At 60.0% G+C, this 19,813-nt stretch carries 16 protein-coding genes and 1 pseudogene; 9 read left to right on the forward strand and 8 right to left on the reverse strand.

Annotation, left to right across the window (positions count from 1 at the left end; translation table 11 throughout):
* Positions 1 to 108: 108 nt before the first annotated feature.
* Positions 109 to 1,569 carry a nitrate- and nitrite sensing domain-containing protein gene (locus tag ACZ5MJ_RS36540; protein WP_464227223.1) on the reverse strand — a complete coding sequence of 487 codons (1,461 nt, stop codon included), beginning with the start codon at positions 1,567 to 1,569 and terminating at the stop codon, positions 109 to 111.
* 395 nt (positions 1,570 to 1,964) lie between these two features.
* On the opposite strand from ACZ5MJ_RS36540, the gene ACZ5MJ_RS36545 reads away from it, so the two are divergent.
* Genes ACZ5MJ_RS36545 through ACZ5MJ_RS36555 form a run of 3 tightly spaced genes read left to right on the forward strand, consistent with a single transcriptional unit; the run spans position 1,965 to position 6,429 of the window.
* Complete coding sequence (locus ACZ5MJ_RS36545; protein ID WP_464223526.1) at positions 1,965 to 4,004, forward strand: hypothetical protein; 2,040 nt, start codon at positions 1,965 to 1,967, stop codon at positions 4,002 to 4,004.
* 3 nt (positions 4,005 to 4,007) lie between these two features.
* The gene (locus ACZ5MJ_RS36550; RefSeq protein WP_464223525.1) at positions 4,008 to 4,988 is read left to right on the forward strand and encodes an ATP-binding protein; all 981 of its coding nucleotides are present in this window, start codon (positions 4,008 to 4,010) and stop codon (positions 4,986 to 4,988) included.
* Position 4,989: 1 nt separating this feature from the next.
* Complete coding sequence (locus tag ACZ5MJ_RS36555; RefSeq protein WP_464223524.1) at positions 4,990 to 6,429, forward strand: hypothetical protein; 1,440 nt, start codon at positions 4,990 to 4,992, stop codon at positions 6,427 to 6,429.
* Positions 6,430 to 6,548: 119 nt separating this feature from the next.
* Here ACZ5MJ_RS36555 and ACZ5MJ_RS36560 read toward each other — a convergent pair whose 3' ends face one another.
* Entirely contained in the window at positions 6,549 to 6,713 is a 165-nt protein-coding gene (locus ACZ5MJ_RS36560; protein WP_161564120.1) for a hypothetical protein, read from the reverse strand.
* Between the two features lie 264 nt (positions 6,714 to 6,977).
* Between ACZ5MJ_RS36560 and ACZ5MJ_RS36565 the strand changes: the two genes are divergently transcribed.
* Together ACZ5MJ_RS36565 and ACZ5MJ_RS36570 are read left to right on the forward strand one after the other, a co-directional pair.
* Positions 6,978 to 8,153, forward strand: coding sequence for a DNA-binding protein (locus tag ACZ5MJ_RS36565; protein ID WP_464227224.1), 1,176 nt, complete (start codon positions 6,978 to 6,980; stop codon positions 8,151 to 8,153).
* A 163-nt stretch (positions 8,154 to 8,316) separates the two neighbouring features.
* The gene (locus ACZ5MJ_RS36570; protein ID WP_464227226.1) at positions 8,317 to 9,507 is read left to right on the forward strand and encodes an H-NS histone family protein; all 1,191 of its coding nucleotides are present in this window, start codon (positions 8,317 to 8,319) and stop codon (positions 9,505 to 9,507) included.
* Positions 9,508 to 9,625: 118 nt separating this feature from the next.
* Here ACZ5MJ_RS36570 and ACZ5MJ_RS36575 read toward each other — a convergent pair whose 3' ends face one another.
* From ACZ5MJ_RS36575 to ACZ5MJ_RS36585, 3 genes are read right to left on the reverse strand one after another with little or no spacing between them, the layout of a single operon-like run.
* Entirely contained in the window at positions 9,626 to 11,611 is a 1,986-nt protein-coding gene (locus ACZ5MJ_RS36575) for a DUF3732 domain-containing protein (protein WP_464227227.1), read from the reverse strand.
* Positions 11,611 to 12,150 carry a three component ABC system middle component gene (locus tag ACZ5MJ_RS36580; RefSeq protein WP_464227228.1) on the reverse strand — a complete coding sequence of 180 codons (540 nt, stop codon included), beginning with the start codon at positions 12,148 to 12,150 and terminating at the stop codon, positions 11,611 to 11,613. The genes ACZ5MJ_RS36575 and ACZ5MJ_RS36580 overlap by 1 nt, the downstream gene beginning before the upstream one ends.
* A complete protein-coding gene (locus tag ACZ5MJ_RS36585; protein WP_464227229.1) occupies positions 12,147 to 13,292 on the reverse strand; it encodes an ABC-three component system protein in 1,146 nt (381 codons plus the stop codon). Before ACZ5MJ_RS36585 ends, ACZ5MJ_RS36580 begins: the two co-directional genes overlap by 4 nt.
* A 305-nt stretch (positions 13,293 to 13,597) precedes the next feature.
* Between ACZ5MJ_RS36585 and ACZ5MJ_RS36590 the strand changes: the two are divergent.
* The 3 genes and pseudogenes from ACZ5MJ_RS36590 (at position 13,598) to ACZ5MJ_RS36600 (ending at position 14,645) form a co-directional block, all read left to right on the forward strand.
* Positions 13,598 to 13,806, forward strand: a pseudogene (locus tag ACZ5MJ_RS36590) (H-NS family nucleoid-associated regulatory protein).
* 277 nt (positions 13,807 to 14,083) lie between these two features.
* On the forward strand, positions 14,084 to 14,392 hold the full coding sequence (locus ACZ5MJ_RS36595) for a type II toxin-antitoxin system RelB/DinJ family antitoxin (RefSeq protein WP_464227230.1): 309 nt from the start codon (positions 14,084 to 14,086) through the stop codon (positions 14,390 to 14,392).
* A complete protein-coding gene (locus tag ACZ5MJ_RS36600; protein WP_464227231.1) occupies positions 14,340 to 14,645 on the forward strand; it encodes a type II toxin-antitoxin system YafQ family toxin in 306 nt (101 codons plus the stop codon). Before ACZ5MJ_RS36595 ends, ACZ5MJ_RS36600 begins: the two co-directional genes overlap by 53 nt.
* Positions 14,646 to 15,213: 568 nt before the next feature.
* Here the strand turns inward: ACZ5MJ_RS36600 and ACZ5MJ_RS36605 are convergent.
* The 3 genes from ACZ5MJ_RS36605 to ACZ5MJ_RS36615 form a co-directional block, all read right to left on the reverse strand.
* Positions 15,214 to 16,392: an aminotransferase class V-fold PLP-dependent enzyme gene (locus ACZ5MJ_RS36605; protein ID WP_464227232.1), complete on the reverse strand. Its 1,179-nt coding sequence runs from the start codon at positions 16,390 to 16,392 to the stop codon at positions 15,214 to 15,216.
* A gap of 112 nt (positions 16,393 to 16,504) precedes the next feature.
* Positions 16,505 to 17,110 (reverse strand): glutathione S-transferase family protein, encoded by a 606-nt coding sequence (locus ACZ5MJ_RS36610; protein ID WP_464227233.1) that lies wholly within the window; start codon positions 17,108 to 17,110, stop codon positions 16,505 to 16,507.
* Positions 17,111 to 17,130: 20 nt separating this feature from the next.
* Positions 17,131 to 17,937, reverse strand: coding sequence for a hypothetical protein (locus ACZ5MJ_RS36615; protein ID WP_464227234.1), 807 nt, complete (start codon positions 17,935 to 17,937; stop codon positions 17,131 to 17,133).
* A gap of 242 nt (positions 17,938 to 18,179) precedes the next feature.
* Between ACZ5MJ_RS36615 and aspA the strand changes: the two genes are divergently transcribed.
* Positions 18,180 to 19,598: an aspartate ammonia-lyase gene (gene aspA, locus ACZ5MJ_RS36620; protein ID WP_464227235.1), complete on the forward strand. Its 1,419-nt coding sequence runs from the start codon at positions 18,180 to 18,182 to the stop codon at positions 19,596 to 19,598.
* The last annotated feature ends 215 nt before the right edge of the window (positions 19,599 to 19,813 follow it).

Consider the following 19,813-nt stretch of genomic DNA (forward strand, 5'->3'; position numbering starts at 1 on the left):
ACGCGTTCTCCGCTTTGGGATCAACGGGTGGCAGTCCCTCGATCCGATGGGCTCTCGGATGGCGTGGTGGAGTCCAAGATGAGAGGCGTGACAGTCTCGCCAGTTGCGTCAGAGAGGGTCCTGGGCCGGCAGGGCGAGGTCGGTCAGCGAAAGCGTGGCTTCGGCAATGTCGGCTAGGCGGCGATGGTTGTCCATCGAGGCCTTCTGCAAGGCGCGGAATGCCTCGTCCTCGCTGAGCCCCATGCGGGCCATGAGCGCACGCTTGGCGCGCTCGATCAGCTTGCGCTCTTGCAGGGCGCGCCGTGCCGCATCTAGCTCGATCTCAGTCTGGGCCAGGCGTGTCGACTGTTTCTCCAGCAGGCTTTTGAGCGATGCCACGGTAGCCGCGTCCACGCTGGCCGGGGACCGCGAGGCATCGGGCATTCCCGGCAGTACCGGTGCACTCTCCGAAGACGCCGCCCGCGCATCGAAGAAGCGTTCGACGGCATGTGTGTGCGGGGGCGGATTGTCGAGCAGCCGGCGCAACAGTCCAGCAGAATCCTGCAGGTCGGCCTGCGACGAACGGATCTGCGCCTCGCACGCGGCCCGCAGGCCGTGCACCGCCTGCACCTCGAGCGTCCACATGCCGGCAATCCCCCCGCTGCAGACTTCGAACCACTTCTCACAGGCATCGCGGTCAAGCGGTGCGCCGGGCGGTGTGGTCAAGAGCGTACCGCGCATCCGTTCCAGGCCAGCGATCGACGGACTGGTCTGCTGGCGCCGCCACGCGGCCAGCAACGCAGGATCGGCGAACTTCTCCAGCACCTGGAAGCTGCGCTGCTGTGCCGCGATCAGATGCAGCACGCGCTGTTGCTGGATCTCGGTGCAGGTGCCCGATGCAAACATCTGCGCCCCCACCGCGCGCTCCTGGCCAGCAGACTCCTTGCCTTGCACCAGGTACACAAAGGCCACCAGCGGCCGGGAGATTCCCGGATACATGGCCACGTCGGCCAGATGGAAGATGAGTTCGAGCAGTGCCGCGACCAACCGGCTGAATGCCGCCACGGCGTCAAGAGCCGTCACCTGGCATTGATCGATGCTCACGCGTAGCGCGGGAAGCGTTGCCAGGTCGAGTTGCACCCATGCCATCAACGACACCATCGGGGCACTTGCCATGTGCCCCGATCCGAGCTGGCTGGCAAAGCGCTCGCCAAGCTGGGCTTCCAGGCAAATGGCTTCTCCCTTGGCGGCCTCGCGCTCCGCAGCCAGGCGCTGTCCGCCGGAGGCCAGAAAGATGCTGCTCGCGCCCCGTTCACGTTGTAGCGCATGGATCAGCTGGCCAATCAGGTCCGCCAGCTCCACACGGCTCGCCATCAGCTGAACGGCCTCGATCTCAAGCTGCTTCGCCTGAAGGACAAGTTGTGAGGCGGTTAGTGGCATTGGCAAAGAGAGGAAACGGGGAAAGGTGTCAAAAAAGCAAGGAGTATGCCATCGCATCGCCTGTTTGCCGGTAGGTTGGCGGGGTCGCCGTGCTGCCAGCATGACGCGCCAGCCAGGAGGCGGTGACGGCCAGCCCAGATCGTCGGTCACGGCGATGCGGGTGACCTCTGGCGGGGCGCAGGATTGCTGCCGTCGCGACCGGCCTGGAAGGGGGGTCAATGATGGCGCGCGAGTGGCACCGGCAGTCCGGGCCGCCGGGGCCGGGGGATTCCGGGGTGTGCGGGGCGAGGCCAACGGCTCAGGCGTCAGTGAAACTAATTTTGTTCCCGTCATGGACACGGAAAATAAGGGCAACCAGAGGGTCGCGTAACAAAATTAGTTTAAAAAGTTGAAAGACAAATTGTTCCTTCGGCCGACAGTTAAACTAATATTGTATCCTTGCCCACGTTCCGGCACATCCTTGCCTTGCAGGCTCCCGCGATAGCGCCCTATGGTTCATAGCGATTGGGCCATAGGCGATGGTGGCCATTTGTGCTGGAACCTCCATGGAAGTCCGCGACGCTGACGACAGCTGTCATTGCTCCCGCCGCACAATCGGCAGGAGAGCCATCGACACCTCGCTCTGGGCAAGCCCGGATGAAGGGGCGCTCGAAGGAGAACGGCGCGCGTTGTATTTTGCGAGAAAGCAGGCGGTCTCGCTGTACCTTTCCGGCGCGACGGCCGACACCATCAAGCGTCTCACCTCACTTGGCGCAAAGCAGGCTTATCGACTGATCCGCGAACGTTGCCTCGAAACGCATCCGGACGGGCGACCCTACGGCTGGCGCGGGCTGGTTCCGTGGACCCGGATCAAGCACTACCGGCGCCATCGGAAGATCCATGTCAGTCAGTTCGGTGGCGGCGCCGTTGGTGCCCTGCAGGCGCTCCTTGATGCGCAGCCGGAGCTTCGCCAGGCATTCGAAGCGCGTATTCTCGCGAGCGCGTCCGGCAAGCGGCTGGTCGAAACCCGGCAGTCGAAAAGACGTCACTGCGGGTGGCTTCTCGACCAGCTCCGCGAACTTGGATGTGAACAGCGAAACGAGTGGCCGTTCAACACGGCGACCCTGGGGTACGTCTCGATTGGCCGGTATATCGACAGGGTGTTGTCGGCCAACCCACGAGCGCTGGCGGCGGCGAGCGGCGGTCCAGAGCTGGTGTCAAAGTTGAAGACAGGGGACGGAACCGGACGGCCAGTTCAGAAGTTCATGCAGCGCGTCGAGATGGATGCGCACAAACTGGACGGACGTTTCTGCGTGTCGCTTCCCCTGATGGGAGGCGGTTTTCGGGAGAAGATCGTTCATCGTCTCTGGGTTATCGTGATTCTTGAAGTGATGTCGCGCGCGGTGCTCGGCTACTACTTCAGTATGAGACGAGAAGTCTCGAAGGATGATGTCCTGCGCGCGCTGAAGCGGGCATTGGGAAAATGGTGTGCGCGCCCGGTAAGCTTTAGCGACAAGGCGTATCTGCCCGATGCCGGGCTTCTGTCGGTGCTGGGTGACAATTTCGTTGGACTGTGCTGGGATGAGACCAGCGTAGACGGTGCCCTTGCCGAGACCTGTCAGCACGTGCGCGACGCGTTGCGCGATACGGTTCGCGCGACGCTGCTTGAGCCGAAAACCTCGTTCTCGAAACGTCGAAGCAAGGACGACCGGCCCTTCATCGAGGCGTTTTTCCGCAATCTGGCGGGGAAGGGCTTTCAGCGTCTTTCCAACACCACCGGCGCCAAGCCTCAGGACCGTAAGGGCCGGAAGCCGGAAGACGTTGCGCTGGCAAGCCGATTCCAGTACGAATATGCGGAAGAGCTGCTGGACGTGCTCATCGCCAATTACAACGCAACACCGCACAGCGGGATTGGCAACCGCACGCCGCTCGCATACGCGAACTTCCTGTACCACCACGCCCAGCAGAGCTTGCGCCGAGTCGATCCCGCCGTTGTGGAAGCGCTATTCAGCATCCGCAAGCGCTGCATCGTGCGCGGCGGAGCAGCGAGTGGGCGCGCCCCGTATGTGGAGTTCTATTACGGCCGCTACACCAACGAGGTGCTGCACAACCGGCACGACCTGGCAGGATCCGAGATCTGGGTGGTCTGTCACAAGGAGGATGATTGCCGGGTAGCGCTCGCCTCCACGCTTGACGGCATCCCACTCGGTGTACTGCGGGCAGCGCCGCCCTGGAACATTTCACCACATAGTCTTGCCGTTCGCGCAGCAATCTCTCAGGCCTGCTCGCACGGACAACTGACTATCCCAGCGGGCGCAGACGCCATTGAAATCTTCATGCGCTTTGTAGAGAGTCAGGCACACAAACGCTTACCCGTCCATCCGGCCTACCTCGAAGCGCGACGCATTCTGGTTGCTGCAGCGGATCCGTCGATCGGCGCTGCCATGCTGGACGCTGCGATGGATCGTGCCAAACAGAAGGACAGCACAGGTTCGCGCAACGGTGGCACCAGCAACAAGCCAGCGCGACCAAACGTGGCGATCAAAACTGAGCCCGCGACTCCGGGCTCCATGCTCCCGCCACGTCGAATGGCGCAATCGGGGTAGGTCATGCGATTCCCTCTGCCCGAGCGCATCGATCCGCGACACTGCATCGTGACGAAGCAGTACGCAGTATATACGCCGCCCATGCACGAGATGATTGAACAGCTCGGCGAATGGATCGACCAGCAGCGCCCCGGCGGCTATATCTATGGTGCATCACGGCTGGGCAAGTCTCGCTGCGTGCAATGGTACGTCGCTCAGGTGCTGCAGGAACGCCTTAACGCCGTGGTACCGCTGGTGGTGTGGAATCGCCGTCCGGACAGCCAGACAAGCGAAGCAGGATTCTGGCATCAGCTGTTACTCGCCTCGAACTTCGAATTCGCCAACCCGGCGAAACCACCGAAAAGAGCGGAAGGGATCCACCTGTGCAGGCAACGCTTCATCGCCATTGCGAACAACGCGCAGCGTAATTATGTCGTACTGGCCATCGACGAAGCGCAGGATCTGACGCTCCGGGAGTGGAAGTGGTTGCTCGGTCTTCAGAATGACCTTGATTACGAGGGCTACCTGCTGAGCGTGTTTTCCGTCGGCTCGCACCAGCTGAACTATCGTCACGAGTATATGGCGATCACCGGCAACGCTCACCTGGCAGCACGTTTTATGGCCGCGCATGCGCGATTTCATGGGCTGCGTTCGCCGGAAGAAATCGCATACGTGCTCAACGGCTACGATATTGACTCGGAATGGCCACCGGGCAGCGGCGTTTCATACCTGAAGTATTTCGCGCCGGTTCAATTCGCGGCCGGGCACCGCCTTGCAGACTGTGCCGCGCTGGTGTGGAAAGCGCTGGTGGAACTCTCGCCCGAATCTGCGCGCCGGCATCTCGAGTTCCCGATGCAGCACATCGCCAGGGCAACCGAGGCGATGCTTTTCCAGCTGGCGCATGGCGGAGACTGGGTTGACGTGACGTCTTACGAGAACTGGTTGCAGGAATTCGCTAAAGCGAACTTGTCGGACCACATGAGGATCATCTCGACGGGTAGTTGACATGGCGGCCTACCCATCGGTGAACTGGTGGCCGGGAAACCTCCGTCCGTACGAGTCGAGGCTGTCGTTCGTCGCCCGCTTCTGCGCACTGAATGGCATCAACGTCGGAAAATGCGCGAAGTTTTTGCGTGTGGCGCTCGATAGCAACACGCCGCTTCCGATCGACGAAATCAGGCGCCTGGCGTCCGTGCTCGGTGAGACCGCGCCGCTTCTCGAAGACGTTTTCTCGCCTTCCATACGGTTCATCGATGTCGGTCGTTATGGCCCACCTCCCGATAGTCGCGAGCGACGTGCCATCCGCTATTGCGAAACCTGTGTGCAGCACGGCTACCACAGCTACCTGCATCAGCTTGGGTGGCTTTCGCGGTGCCCATTTCACCTGAGCGCGCTAAAAACGACCTGGGCGCAGGAGCACGCCGCCCGCCTCGTGTCGCAGCGCGTGGGCGCGTTGGAGTTCGTGATGCGGCAACGCTGCAGGACGTGGCCGCACGGCATTGATGCCGGCTTTCCCGCCCGAGAGCAGGGGCGTGTTGCGTCGCTCGCCGGCTGGGTCGCACGGGCGAGCGTCGCGGCCGCGCGCATGTCGCTCGGCGAGATCTGGTCGTCGGGCAACGATGGCATGCCGGGGGCGGTCTCCCTCGACCAAGCGTTCGGTCAGCTGCGCACGCTTGAGCCCCCGCCCGAGGACATCGAGCCGCTCCTGACCGAAGCGGGTGATCGGTGGAGTCTGGAAAGCCACGCGTTTGCGCGGCAAGCGAGAATCCAACTCGGCCACCTCAGGTTATGCCACCTCAGCTTTGCCGACGTTCTTCACTTCTATATACGCATCAACGCCGCTTCGGCGAATCCGTCTTCGTTTGTCACGCGCCTGAATGCCATCCAGGACCGGCAGGCTCGCCATGGCACGTGTCGCTGTCGGTGGAGGCTGACCAAGGAGGGACGGCTCTCGCGCTGGGTCAGGGTGCACCCAGAGGAGGGGCCCCGCTGGGGCCTGATCTGCCCATACGATGTCGCGCTCAACGAACTTCAACTCGGCTGGGGCCGTGCGGACCTGGCGCTCTCCAATCGGCAGGCGGAGCAGGAACGGCAGCGCTTCTGCAGCGTTTCTCGCGCGATGCGCGACTTGGGCCTCATCCGCTATACACGGGATGCAGCAGTAGCGCCGGCCGGTTACCTATATGCAGATCAGGACGTCTGGACCTGCTGCGAGTGGGTCCGGGAGTCGACGCTAACTGCAGTGCTCGATATGGCGGTCACGTGGGAAGTCGATCTGACGTTCGATGCGTTGACCGCTTGGCTAGACGACATCGATCGGGGTGTCGATCCGCTTGAGCGCGACGATTCCAAATCTTGCGTCCGCCTGTGCGAAACCGACGACGGGCTGTTGCTGATTAGATGGACGCAGGCAGAAGGGTCCGCGTCGCAGACGACTCCGTTCTGAGCGCGACGTTGGGCACGAGCTCCGGCACGGAGCGGGCCGCCATGGGTAATCGGGCGCCGCACGAAAGGGGCGCCAAGGTAAGTCAAGACGATGGTAGCCCCGTGGATCCCCGCGCTCAGCTAGATCGCCGCGAGGTTTTGCGCTGACCGAAAGCCCGCCGCCTCGTCCTCGCGCAGGCTGGCAATGAGCGTCGATTTGGGGTTCCAGCGCTCCCGCGTGAGTGGCAGGCGCCGCTCAAGCAGGTTTTGATCGAGCGCACTGGTTGCCAGCGGCGGTAGCGCCACCTTGCCAGGCTTGCTGCGAACAGCAGGAGGGCGGTGCACCTCTGGGGCGCGGCAGCCCGGCGATTTTGCTCCAGGGGGCACGGAACAAAATTAGTTTAACCATGGATACAAATTTAGTTTAACCAACGGCGGGAGCCAAAAAATGACATGTGTGGTCGATATTATAGACATAAGCACAGTTATGTCTAAAGTATGATAGTAAACGTTAGCTATTAAACGTAATACGTAGTAATATATACGGTCACATCACTCACCTTTTTCCCGATGCCGGTGGCCGACCTGGATCTGACCGACGCCGCGCTGCAGGCTGATTTGGCCGAGCTGCGCGGGCGCTTTCCCGAAACCCGCGCGCTCTATCGCGAGGTCTGCGGCCTGCTGTTCTTCCGCTACGGCGTCACGCCCACCGCCAACAAGCTCTACAGCCTGGTGCGCAAGGGCAGCATGGGCACGCCCGCCGAGGTGCTGCAGGCGTTCTGGCAGGAGCTGCGCGGCCGTACGCGCGTGACCATCGACCATCCGGACCTGCCGGATGCCCTCAAGCAGATCGCCGCCGAGGCGGTCCAGACCATCTGGCAGTCGGCCAACGAGGCCGCGACTGCCGAGCTGGCCACGCTGCGCGCCGAGGCGCGTCACGCCGCGAGCGAAGCGGAAGCGCAGCGCGATGCGGCGCGCGCGGAGACGGCCACCGCGCGCGAGGATGCGGCGGCGATCGCGGCCCAGCTAGTGGAGGCCCGGCAGGCGCACGACACCGTGCAGGCGGACCTGGCCGCCGAGCGGCAGGCGCACGCCGCGACGCAGGCCCGGCTCGAGGCAGGCCGGACGGAACTGGAGGCGGGCCGGCGCCAGCTGGAAGCGTTGCGAACCCAATTCTCGACGGAGCTGGAACGGGCGCGCGAGGCGGTGACGCTCGCGCAGGAACGCGCCGAAGCCAGCGAGCGGCGCAGCTTGCGCGAACTGGACCACGAGCGCACCGCGCGTCAGAAGAGCGAGCGCACGGCCGAAGAGTTGCGTACGGAACTGGCGGCGGCACGCAGCGAGGCGCGCGATGCCGCGGTGGCGCAGGCGGAGGGTCGCGCGAAGCTGGAAGCGCAGGCCGCGGCCCTGGCTGATCGGCTCGCGGCCACCGAGCAGGGGCAGCGCAAGGCGGCGAGCGACCTAGAGGCCGTCCAGGCGGAACTCGCGGCGGCACAGCGTCGGGCCGAGCGGGGCGAAGCGGAAGCGGCGCTCGCGCGCCAGCTGCTGGCCACCTTGCGCGTTGCGCCGCCCGAACGCGACGGCGGTGGCAGTGGTGGAAGGCGGCGCAAGGCCGGCAGTCCGCCGGCGACCGCGCTGGAAGACCACGGGAAAGAGCCGGGCAACGAGCAGGGGGCGGCGGCGCTGCCTGACAATCAGGACGATGGCAACGCCAGCCGTGACGGCAGCGATGACAGCCAAGACTGAGCGGGCGGACGCGATCCGCCGGATCCAGGCGCAGATGGACGACTACGGGCAATCCCCCAACCTTGCCTCCCATCAACGCCGATGGGTCAGTGCGAACGACACGCAAGAGACAAGGTCTCACCGTCCATGGGATTAGGAAGCGTCTGCACGTGCAGTGACTTCAATGAAGGAGAACGAATTGGCCCCAGAGGAAGTGGTTGAACCCGTTGTCGCCAGCCATGCGACAGACGGACTTGGTCAGATGGAGCTTCCCATCGCTGAGGCGATGCGCGACGCGGATCCCGTCATGGGTGAAGCCAGTGATGCATGCGTCGGTCGTGGCAGCGTTGACACTCAGACCCGACGCTTGGACTTCTGGTCCACAAGCCGGGATAGCGGCCCGACGGCGACCGTGTCATATCGGCGCCGGCGGCCTTACACAGCCCCGGACACTTCAACGGAAGACGTGGCACCGGAAAAATCGATGGAAGCCACCGCCTCGGAAGCGTTGAGGGAATCTGACGCGCCGGAAGCGCCCATTGAAGCCATGCCCTCGGCAGCGACCACTGAAGCCGTGGCCGAAGCTCCGGTTGAAGTCCTGGCCACGGACGAACCGACGGAAGCTGCCGCCCAGGACGAACTGACCGAAACGGCCGCCCCGGTAGCACCGCTTTACGCCCCAGCTCCGGAAGCTGCGCCTGAAGAGATGCAGGCCCCGAAGCGCGGTCGGAAGCCGAAAGCGCTCACCGAAACTGCCGCTGCGGAAGCTGCGCCGGAAGAGACGCGGGCCCCGAAGCGCGGTCGGAAGCCGAAAGCGCTCACCGAAACCGCCGCTCCGGAAGCTGCGCCGGAAGAGAGGCGGACCCCGAAGCGCGGTCGGAAGCCGAAAATCCTGGCTGAAGTTGCCGCTCCGGAAGTCACGACCCAAGAGACCCCAACCCGGAAGCGCGGGCCGAAGCAGATAGCACTGCCTGGAGTGGAGGCTGCCCCGGAAGCGCCGACTCAGAAGACGCAAACCCGGAAGCCGCGACAGGAGCAAAAAGCGCCTACCGCAACCCAAAGCCCGTCCCAATCCTCACTGCTCGCTCAATTGGCATCTGTCAATGCGCAACTTGAGCAGTTGCGAGCCACGGAAGTGCCAAAGGTCGTGGAGGAGATTCGGCAGTGGATGCAGGAGTACGACCTCAGCATTGAGGACATTGCGGGCAAGCCCAGTGTTGAGCCCGCTGCCCGCGCTGTTCCGACCAAGACGAAGGCCGCGCCGCCTCCGAGGTACCGCAACCCCAAGACGGGCCAGACCTGGTCGGGGCGCGGTCGGGCACCCGCGTGGATTGGCAAGAAGCCCGAGCGTTTCCTAATCGATCTCTTGTACTGAACGACAGGTTGGCGGCGTGGCTTGCCGGGGGCGTGGCAGATAGGCCCTCCAGCAGCTTGCCGATGTCCGCCAACCGTTCTTCGGCCGAGCGGCGGGTATTGGGAACGCAGCAAGACAATTACTCGTACCAGTGCGTTGGAATAAGCTTCTCTCCATCTCGCCACACATCGACTTCGTAGACTTCCTTGATGCCGCTGTAAATTTCATCACGGGCATGGTCTAACACGATGCATTGCCACTTTCCGTGCTGCGCTCGCACGGAATCGGCCAGCGTTTGGAAGATGCCGACAACCGCCTTCACATCCTCGTCGTCGTATTGCGACTTGTCTTCGGGCTGCGCCCCTCGCGCGGTCTTCGGGAAGTAGACTTGGCTGGGCTGATCGAAGACGGCGAAGCTGGGTACACAAGACTCCGGCAACTCATTGAAGTATTCATGAAGCGCGCAGACGAAGGCGATGTGAAAGGACAACCAATTGGATGCGCTCCCGACTTCGGCAAGGAAGTGCCAGTGTCCGTCGTTGCTCAGGACCTTCAAGCTCAGATCCTTGACTGAGAATGCGGGCGGCGTTCGCTTGTATTTGTCCTCGGCATCCAGGGTGTCAAGCCTGATAAGTGCTTTTTGTGCCACAACCCTCAGAGCGACCTCAAGCCGTCGTTGAACACCCTGAGGATCTACCTGCTCCAGAAGGGTGCGCTCTTCCTTTTCGAGGTCGGTTAGTGCCTGGGCGATATCACCCCCCGTGGTAAGGCTCTCAAACGTATCAACGGAGGCCCTGAGGTGCCCGAGGAAGAAGAACATGTTTTGGCGTCTGTCGAACTGTTCTTTGGCAGTCCGGCTGAGCGAGAGCGTTTTGTCGATTCTGTTACTGAGTGCCTTTCGACGTTCCAGAGCCTTTTCAAGATCCGATTTGAGAGCGGCCTCCTCCCTTGCGAACGAAGATGGTACTTCCTTTGTTCGGCTCGCTTCGGCTTCGACTACTTGAAAAGCCGCGGAGATTTTCCGGATTTCGGCTCGGCTTCTGTCGTGCTTGGCTTCTCCGCACAGTGGGCAGTCTTGCGCTTTGTCGGCAATGTCTTCTAACCATTGAGAGATCTGCAGGCGGTCCGCTCGACGTCGGGCGCTGCCGCCATAGCCCGTCAGGCCCGCCTTAAGCCTCACAATGTCATCCAGGCGTTTCCGTGCGAGGCTGATCTCATCGCTAAGCTTGTCCTCCGCTGTTTCCAGGTCCAGCATTTCTTGCGCGGCCTTGTCAATCTGCTCGGCTGTCGCGGAGGGCCGCTCGGGCGTCGCTGCAAGAATTTCTCGAGCCGTGCGGATGAGGTCTTCAGGCAGTGGCTCCTTGGGGAGTTCGTATGTCTCGTCAAGAAGACCGTATCGCTTGGCGACCTGCAAATGCCCGGCCATGTTCTCAAGCCAGGCGCTGGAGACGCTCTTCGCCTTTTGATACTCTCGGCGAAGCTGAGCGAGCTTTGTTTGCACAATGCTCAGGCGTTGTCGTGCCAACAGAATTTCCGGCGTCTCCGCGCCGAGAATGTAGGGAAGCCAGTTTTTCAGCCGCTCGCGATGCTCGTGTGCGTGGGTTTTGTAGAACAGGATGTTCTGGTTCGCCACGACTTCTTGACTCTGAAACACCAATGCCATCAGATCCCGAAAGCCAAGCCGTTCCTGGTAGGGACGAGGATCGTCAGCACCACTCAAGCGAACATAGGGCGTGCCGGCCAGGGAGTTCAGTATGTGTTTGACACCATCTGTCTTCTCATTCGACAACGCGATAGCAGGCGGGATACTCACGGCCTCGCCACGCATCAAATAGAAGTTGTCGGAAGGCTCTCGTCCATCCGGACCTTTTCGCGCCAGTAGCAGTTGCTCAGTTTCCGTCTCCAGGAGCAACCCATACCAGGCGGAATTGTCGCGGATAGTGTCGATAGGAATCTGGCATTCGCTGGAGGCGAGGCAATAGTCGATGATAGGGATGATCGCGGATTTTCCGGTACGGGAGCCGCCGGTAATGACGTTGACCCGTCCCTTCTCGAACTTAATGACACGTGGGCCGAGGGACGCTGTCTTAGGCCAGATGATGAGGTTGATAAGTTGAAGCTGCATTACAACACCACCTTGAGATAAGCCGCGATTGTTGGGAGGTCGTGAGCAGCAAACCACGTGCCCAATATCTTTGCTTTTTCGCCTTCCCTTTTGAGTCCGAGTCGAAGGTTGCGGCCGCGCCGCGCCTTAGGGGCCTTGCGAGGATACAGCTTGCCGCTCTCCGGGTCCCAAACCAATAGACCTGCGCAAATGGCCGCATCAATTGCAGCTAGAGTTTGGGGGCGTCGTCGCCGTATCCGTTCCTGCAGACCCAAGAGCAGGTCCACCTGTTTTTTGTCCTCGAATCCGAGCGCATACGACTGCAAGCCCTTGCGCCGCATGCTGACTGTCTCACTAAGCTGGGGGCTTGCGAGAATCGGTCCTGCAATGAAGTGCAGGAGGCCGAGTGGAGCATCTCCATCGGTTCGAGCCTCGCAGTAGCCCAACGTGAAGTTCCACAGCTGGTAGGCGGCGACTAGCGGCGTATTCCAGGTTCGTACTTCTTCCACCAGAAGCGAGGTATCGGCTTCTTCTGGCCGATCCACAAATGGCTCGCTCATTTCTTGAATTTCGCTTCCCAATCCTCATGCCAACCAAGACTCGGCCTGTCCGCTAGGGCGTGATAGGTGCCGGCGATAGTCGAGGGAGGCGGGTTGACGTTGCGGATGGTCTCCTTGTGCGTCTGGCACTGGGAAAGCAGCAACATGCCACGGTCTTCCTTCGTCAGCTCTTTGTTGGCTAAGTTCACCTCTTTTCTCTTGTTTCTCCAGAACCTACGAAGGTTTGATTCGAACTCACCGGCCAGGTCTTCGTCGATGAGCTCGTCTTCGATCCATTTGTCTCGATTAGTCTTGGCCTTGAGGAAGTCGGTAACAGCCTCTATGAGATCGTCATCATCGGCCCTGACGAATTCGACTTGCCGGAGGTACGTAGGCCGGCTCCTGATCTGGTTCTGGATTTCCTCGTCGGATACTGGTGCGTGGGTTGTGAAATCCAGTAGTTCCAAGCAACGGGCACGCGAGAACAGCACCATAAACTCACGTTCGAACTCTTCGAACGTCAAGATGGCAGGCAGATGCTGGCTAATGAGGGTCGTTGCAGATTTGACGACCCAACCGTTCAAGTAGGTAGCAACCGTGGGAATCTGGCTCGACGGCACATACTTCATGCGAAGTTCTAGCTCAACGTCGTCGTATCCAGCGCCATTCCCTGTTTCGAGTTGGAACCGCGTGATGACGCCAGCTAGCGTGTTGGGGTGGTCGAGTACGACGTTCTTGTAATAAGGCCAGATCGCATGGGAGTCGTCAACATCGGCGAACTTTGATTCCATGTTCAGCAGTACCTGGTCTACTTGCTCCTTTGTCGTGCACGCATGAAAGGCTTCAGCGAGGCCCGGTCTTCCAGACCGGTTGCGGTACAAGACAAATGTCGTTGTGCTGACGTCAAATTCTCCTTCGCGTACACCATTTACCCAATTCGAGAAAGTCTTCCACAGATCAGTGGACTTGTCCGTGACTGGATTGCTTTGAACTGAGGATTTGGCCTCTTCGGCGGCGATGTGGCCCGACGGAGAAATAGTTGCCACATCTCCGTGGACTTCAATGCAGACCTTGCATCCAGGAGAGGCTTTGAGTAAATGACAAAGCGCTCTAGGAAACTGCAAGGCATAGCCCAACAATTGGCCTGATGCGTTCTCGCTCACTTCTTCTTGTCTCTGTGTAGTTCTCGGCCGGATGCGCTATGGCGACATGCTTGCCATCAAAACGGATGTGTGGGGCAGTGCATCAATTATCACAATATGAGCCCCTTCTCGCTATCCCTCGCTTGGGGGTTAACTTCCCCAAGCGCTCTGTGGAAAAGTACCTGACGGACTGTATAAATATACAGTTTGGTGGCGAGGGCTGGGGGCTTGGAAGTGCCGCCCCGGCAGATGCTGTTGATGAACCTGAGCCAGGCCGCATCGCGGCTCTCGAGTGTGCGGCGGCGATCCGCTGGATCCAGGCGGAGATGGCCGACTACGGGCTGACCATGGAGGAGCTGGCAGCGGCGGGGTGCTTCGATCCGCCGCCCCCCCCACCGCCACCCGCCCCGGCGCCAGCGCCCGTCCTACCGCAACGCCGCGGGGCAGAGTTGGGACGGGCAGGGCGAGATGCCCGACTGGCTGCGGTGGGCGGTCAAATGCGGGGCAGAGCGTGGAGTTTTTCCGGGTAGGATAAGAGCCTTCAAAAACGAGGATGGGTACTGACGTGCTGAAGAGATTCTCGCCAAACCGGAGGCTTGCCCTTGGCTCCGGACGCCTCCTGCAGCCTTTTTGGTCGTACGTGTGTTGTGATCCTAAAGGCACCATAAGTTGAAGCCAACTTGCAATGGCAGCGCTCTGTAGCTACAATGTTCCTACAGCGCCGGATGTAAGTTCTTCGTATCTTAAAAGTCACATCCAAGTCATCTTTCAATTATCTTTCTCGTTTGTCTCGGCGCTGGTTGGAGGTTCCTATGTTTGCCACTGAAGTCAAAACTACCGACGTGCGCGCTCGTATTGAACCCGATCTGAAGGAAAGCGCCCAACGCGTACTTGCCGCCAACGGCTTGACGATCTCCGACGCTGTTCGTCTTTTCCTTCGTCAGGTTGTGCTGTCGCAAGGGATTCCGTTTGAAGTCAGGATTCCGAACGCTGCTACGTTGAGCGCACTGAGGGAATCGGAAGAATTGGCCGCTAAGGCACGCTTCCGCTCTGCTCAGGAAATGTTTGATGAACTTGAAAACGAAGAAGGCAGCGCTGCCTCGTCTGTACGACACGACTAAGGAATTCAAGAAAGACTGGCAACGGCTTAGCCATTCGGGCCGGTACAATATGGGTGAGTTGAAGCGGACGATGCTTCTGCTCATCGCAAATGACGGCCCGCTGCCCGAGGAATACTTGGACCATCCGCTCAAAGGCGATTGGGCCAACCACAGGGAATGCCACGTCGGCGGTGATTTTCTACTGATCTACCGTCTCGACGATGAGAGCCTTATCTTTGTTCGGGCCGGAACGCACGCAGAACTCTTTGAATAATCACTCTGTCCACGACAAGGACCGCTCGGCGGTCTTTTTTGGGTTATAGGGGTTATATTTTCCATGCAAAACGGCGGTAGCAGACCGCAGAGCCGCCCGCAGCAAGGTTTCTCGTGCAATGAATCACGCGCCGACGGAGAATTCGTATGTGCTTGATAGCGAAAAGCTTTCCGGGGCGTACCGCCAGAAAATGCACGGAAAGTACGATGACCCCACACCCGCACCAGCGCCCGTGGTCTGCTACCGCGATGCCGAGGGGCTGGCGAGGCGTTACCGACTGCGGGCTTGAGTGAGGCAACGACGGCTTGCTTTGAGTTTGCCCTGGAAATCTTCGACGCGTTACTGCTGGCGAGCAGCACTATGTCGTGATTCAGCGTGGCGCTGATGCCGCCTTCCACTGTGGAAAGCACGGTGAAGCAGACTACGGAGAGCGAAACCGCAAGAACGGCCAGGCGGGTCGCTCACTCGGGCACGGAGCAAGATGAGCATTATTTAGGCTCGAACCGCATTATTCGGCATGCGTTCACGCCGGGTTTAGCCGATGCTTTCGAGGCACCGGCTACATAACTCAATCCACACTCGCGACGGCTTGCTGTGTCGATTTAGTCAGCCCCACGCGAATGATCTCGATAAGACGATCAACGTCTTCAGTCGTGTTGAACATCGCAAAAGACACGCGAATACCGCCGCGCTCCGGGGACACGCGCACCTGATTGCGCGCAAAGTACTCCGTCCATTCCGCCACAGGCAGTTGAAGCACGTAGATGTGCGCCCGTCCTGTCGCCGATCGCGGGCCGATCACGCGCACGCCCAGCTCGTCGAGGCCCTCAAGCAGCTTGTCGCCCAGCTTTGTGACATGGCTGCGGACGACCGGTACACCAACGGATTCAATCAGGTCGATAGCTGCAGACAGTGCGTGGAGGTCAGGCAGGTTGATGTTGCCGAACTCAAAGCGGCTCGCATCGTGACGCGTTTCCATGTCGTCTGGGCGAGCGATGAAGTCAGCAGGTGGGCGTGCCATGCTGGAGGCGGCGAGGTAAGCCGGCTGCAACTCATTCAGACCATCTTGCACGTACAGAATGCCCAAGCCTTGCGGTACCAGCAGCCCTTTGTGGGTGCCGGCGGCGAGCACGGAAATGCCAAGCGCCTTGACGTCGATGTCAAGCACTCCGACAGACTGCATGGCGTCGACCACCAAGTAGATGCCGCGTTCCTTGCAGAGCTTGCCGACGCTCGCGACGTCATGGATCTGCCCGGCATGGAAGGTGACATGGGACAGGGAGATGACTTTCGTGCGATCGTCAATCAACGGAGCGAACGTGTCAGCATTGGCGATCGCCGCATCGCTGTCGAGCTTCGCGAAGCGTACTTCTACACCCTTGCGGCGCAGGTTCAACCATGCATAGGCGTTGTTCGGATGGTCACCTTCGATCAGGATCACATTGTCGCCGGCTTGCAGGGGCACTGCATTTGCAGCGATATTGAGGCCTTCGGAAGTATTCTTGGTGAAGGCGATCTCGTTCGGTGCGGCCTTCAGGAACTGGGCGACCTGTGCGCGCGTTTCTTCCGCGCGACGTAGCCAAACGGGCTTCGGCCCCCCCAACTCATAGCCTTCGGAAAGGAACTCTTCGATTGCAGCACGAACAGAACGGGCCAGCGGCGTCTGATGAGCGGAATCCAGATAAAGCATCCGCTTGGTAACTGGGAACTCACTCCGCACGTTTGAAAGGGTGATCTGGTTGGTCATGGTCAACTCTATAGGTGTGTAGTCGCTAGCGATCACTGCGCAAGGGGGCGGAGCGGTCCAGCTTTTAGATTCGTTCAAAACCCCCTCACCGGCAGATGAGGGGGCACCGGAATTAGGCGGCAGCCGGGATGCCGGGCATCGGAATGAAGCCCGGAATCTTCTTCACGCGCTCAATCCATTTCAGGATGTTCGGGTATGGGGTCAGGTCGATGCCACCTTCGCCAGCCATAGCCGTGTACGGGAAGCAGGCGATGTCGGCGATCGTCGGGTGGCCGAGTTCCAGAAACTCCCGGGTTGCCAGATGGGCATCCAGAATCTTGAAGACGCGTGTGGCACCGGCGTGTAGCTTCTCCAAGTCCAGCGGGTAATTCAGGATCTTTACCAGGCGTGCGCCGGCGGAGTTCATGATCTCGCCGCCGCCTGTCGACAACCATTGCTGAATGCGGCCCTTCGATTCGGCGTCGTTCGGATACCAGTAATTTTCCTTGTCGTACTTGGAAGCCAAGTACACCAGGATGGCCTGTGCATCGCGCAGCCGCAGATCGCCGTCTTCGAAGATGGGGATCTCGCCAAACGGGTTGAGGGCGGTGTACTTGTCGGCCTTGTGTTCTTTGTTTAAGAAGTCTACGGTGACCGCTTCGCATTTCTGGCCAAGGATGTTCAGCAGCAGGCGGATCTTGTAGCAACTACCGGACAGTTCGAAATCGTACAGCTTCATTCTCAGGTCTCCTAAGTGACTCAATGAAAGAGTGGGTGGTTTGAAACAGGTTGGTAAGACAGGTAGGGAGGCGTTCCTGCTCTTCCGTTACTAAGCAACTGACCGTGAAATGCGATATGCGTGGCGATTGCACGCTGAATCAATTGGCTAGTACTAACACGGGGGTGTTCGCGCATAGCGACAGGCTGAGCCGCTTGTTGACAGGCCACACCGAAGGCGGCGCGATACGTGGCTTCCCTTTTTGAAGTGGTCTCGATTAGGTCGATGAGAAGGCCACCCGGGTATGGGCAGTACGCGTCTCTCAGATGCTGAAAAGCCGGGGCATTGCCAAACAAGTTTTGGACTCTGGACCTAGTGCGCTCGACTGGCCTGCCGATCAGCGTCGAACCAATGACCGACGCGGAATCAAACGCCGGACAATGGTTAAGGGCAACGGTCAAGGCAGCGTCTGTGGCATCGCCTAAGCCAACGATACCTATCCCCGCGGCGCATCGGCCTAAAGCTTCCAGCGCCAGCAGTGGCAATTCGCCAGAAACGAAGGCTAGGCGCCGATCCGTCGCGGTCGCTTCGCCTATCGCGTGCTGGTCCATCGAGAAGCAGAGCAGCACGACGCCTGCTTGTGCGGCGGCGCTCTGGGCCGTTTCTAACCGTAGGACGGCCTGACCGTGACTTCCTGGATCGAGCAGCAGCAATCGCGGAGCCAGGCAGGCATTCGCGCCTGCAGGCACGAATGCCGCGAAACGGGCGATTGCATTCAGAACCGTCGAGCGATGCTCGAAGGCCCGAATAACGCCATACCGGCTCACCGTTTTCGCTACTTCCCCCATTTGAACGACTCCGTCAGCCTTGTTCGGACCAAATCCGCCACAAAAGTTGAGTAGATATTAGCACAAGTACCATAAAATGAAAGTACAAGGTTCCATTGAATGGCACTTAGTAGTACATTTGGGCAAAGTGAGTGTTAGAGCCGGGACTGTGGTCAACCGGGGAGGCGCTTAGCGCCCGAGGTGGGTACAGGAAAGCACTCAGTCACCCCGCTGGGGATTCCCCAGCATTCCAGGAAGTCGGTATGTCTAAGGAGACAGCAGTGACGAATCGCCGAGAAAAAGACTTAATTGGACCGCTTAATGTGCCTGATGAGGCTTATTATGGTGTCCACACGTTGCGAGCGGTGCAGAACTTCCCAATTTCTGGGATTTCTGTTGGCCAATACCCTGAGCTTGTGAGAGCTCTCGCGGCAATCAAGATCGCTGCGGCCAAGGCCAACCAGGATCTCGAACTGCTGGATGCTCGCCGCGCGGACGCCATCGTCAAAGCAGGTGAGGAACTGCTGAAGGACAATTTCCATGAGCAGTTTGTCGTGGATGTCATCCAGGGTGGTGCAGGTACCAGCACGAACATGAACGCCAACGAGGTGATTGCCAATCGAGCAATCGAGTTGCTTGGCGGGAAGCGTGGCGAGTACGAAATCGTTCATCCGAACGAACACGTCAACATGAGTCAGAGCACCAACGACGTCTATCCGTCCGCAATCAAGCTTGCGCTGCTGTGGCAGATCGATGCCTTGCACGCAGCCATGGATGATCTCCGGGGCGCGTTCGAGGCCAAGGCAACGGAGTTTCGCGATATCCTCAAGATGGGCCGCACACAGTTGCAGGAAGCCGTTCCCATGACACTGGGTCAAGAGTTCCTGACCTATGCGGTGATGCTTTCCGAAGACCAAGCGCGCTTGAAGGAGGCAGGACAACTTCTGCTGGAAATCAACATGGGCGCCACGGCCATCGGAACCGGCATCAATACCCATGCCGACTATGCTGAAGGCATCCGGAGTCATCTTGCTAAAGCCACAGGCTTCGCCTTCATCACCGCTTCCAACTTGGTGGAAGCAACGCAAGATGCCGGCGCATTTGTTCAGCTCTCTGGTGTACTTAAACGTGTTGCCGTGAAGCTATCGAAGACGTGCAACGATTTGCGGCTTTTGTCGTCGGGCCCGCGGGCCGGCTTGGCCGAAATCAACCTGCCGCCGATGCAGGCGGGCTCGAGCATCATGCCGGGCAAGGTCAATCCCGTTATCCCTGAGGTTGTCAACCAGATCGCCTTCGAAGTGATTGGCAACGACATCACGGTGACATTCGCTGCCGAGGGTGGCCAATTGCAGCTCAATGCATTCGAACCAATCATTGCGCATAGCTTGTTCAAGAGCCTCCGACACCTAGCGGCTGGTTGCCGGACTCTGCAGACGCGCTGCGTAGACGGCATTACCGCGAACCGTGACCGGATGCGTCAGACCGTCGACCAGTCGATTGGTATCGCCACGGCGCTGAACCCGTACATCGGGTATGCCAATGCAACGGAGATTGCGAAGGCTGCGCTCGCTACCGGACGAGGGGTGGCCGAGATTGCCCTGGAGCGCAAGCTGCTTTCGGCTGAGCAGCTCGACGAAATCCTGAGACCGGAAGTTCTCACGCAACCGTCGGCGCGTCACTGATTCGAAGCGTGCGGCCCTGCGCCGCAGATTCTCGTGCCGTCGACGCTTCGCGTCGCTTCATGTGCCAATGATCCTTGGCAAGTGTTCGCAAGCTGCGGCTTGCCAAGGATCCTATGCTGGTATGACAAAAGGGCAGAGCGGAGCTGTAATCCCGGAGGGAAGGAGGCGGATGTTGAGTGTCTATCGGAATCAACGATAAAGCGAAAGCGTCGCAC

This window comes from Cupriavidus sp. LA-1 (assembly GCF_055385985.1).

Excerpts from the sequence above, each read along its gene's own strand:
- aspA (WP_464227235.1), top strand. The coding sequence starts at position 18,180 with ATGTCTAAGGAGACAGCAGTGACGAATCGCCGAGAAAAAGACTTAATT.
- ACZ5MJ_RS36600 (WP_464227231.1), top strand. The coding sequence starts at position 14,340 with ATGAACTTGAAAACGAAGAAGGCAGCGCTGCCTCGTCTGTACGACACG.
- ACZ5MJ_RS36545 (WP_464223526.1), top strand. The coding sequence starts at position 1,965 with ATGGAAGTCCGCGACGCTGACGACAGCTGTCATTGCTCCCGCCGCACA.
- ACZ5MJ_RS36595 (WP_464227230.1), top strand. The coding sequence starts at position 14,084 with ATGTTTGCCACTGAAGTCAAAACTACCGACGTGCGCGCTCGTATTGAA.
- ACZ5MJ_RS36550 (WP_464223525.1), top strand. The coding sequence starts at position 4,008 with ATGCGATTCCCTCTGCCCGAGCGCATCGATCCGCGACACTGCATCGTG.
- ACZ5MJ_RS36575 (WP_464227227.1), bottom strand. The coding sequence starts at position 11,611 with ATGCAGCTTCAACTTATCAACCTCATCATCTGGCCTAAGACAGCGTCC.
- ACZ5MJ_RS36570 (WP_464227226.1), top strand. The coding sequence starts at position 8,317 with ATGAAGGAGAACGAATTGGCCCCAGAGGAAGTGGTTGAACCCGTTGTC.
- ACZ5MJ_RS36565 (WP_464227224.1), top strand. The coding sequence starts at position 6,978 with ATGCCGGTGGCCGACCTGGATCTGACCGACGCCGCGCTGCAGGCTGAT.
- ACZ5MJ_RS36615 (WP_464227234.1), bottom strand. The coding sequence starts at position 17,937 with ATGGGGGAAGTAGCGAAAACGGTGAGCCGGTATGGCGTTATTCGGGCC.
- ACZ5MJ_RS36580 (WP_464227228.1), bottom strand. The coding sequence starts at position 12,150 with ATGAGCGAGCCATTTGTGGATCGGCCAGAAGAAGCCGATACCTCGCTT.
- ACZ5MJ_RS36610 (WP_464227233.1), bottom strand. The coding sequence starts at position 17,110 with ATGAAGCTGTACGATTTCGAACTGTCCGGTAGTTGCTACAAGATCCGC.
- ACZ5MJ_RS36555 (WP_464223524.1), top strand. The coding sequence starts at position 4,990 with ATGGCGGCCTACCCATCGGTGAACTGGTGGCCGGGAAACCTCCGTCCG.
- ACZ5MJ_RS36605 (WP_464227232.1), bottom strand. The coding sequence starts at position 16,392 with ATGACCAACCAGATCACCCTTTCAAACGTGCGGAGTGAGTTCCCAGTT.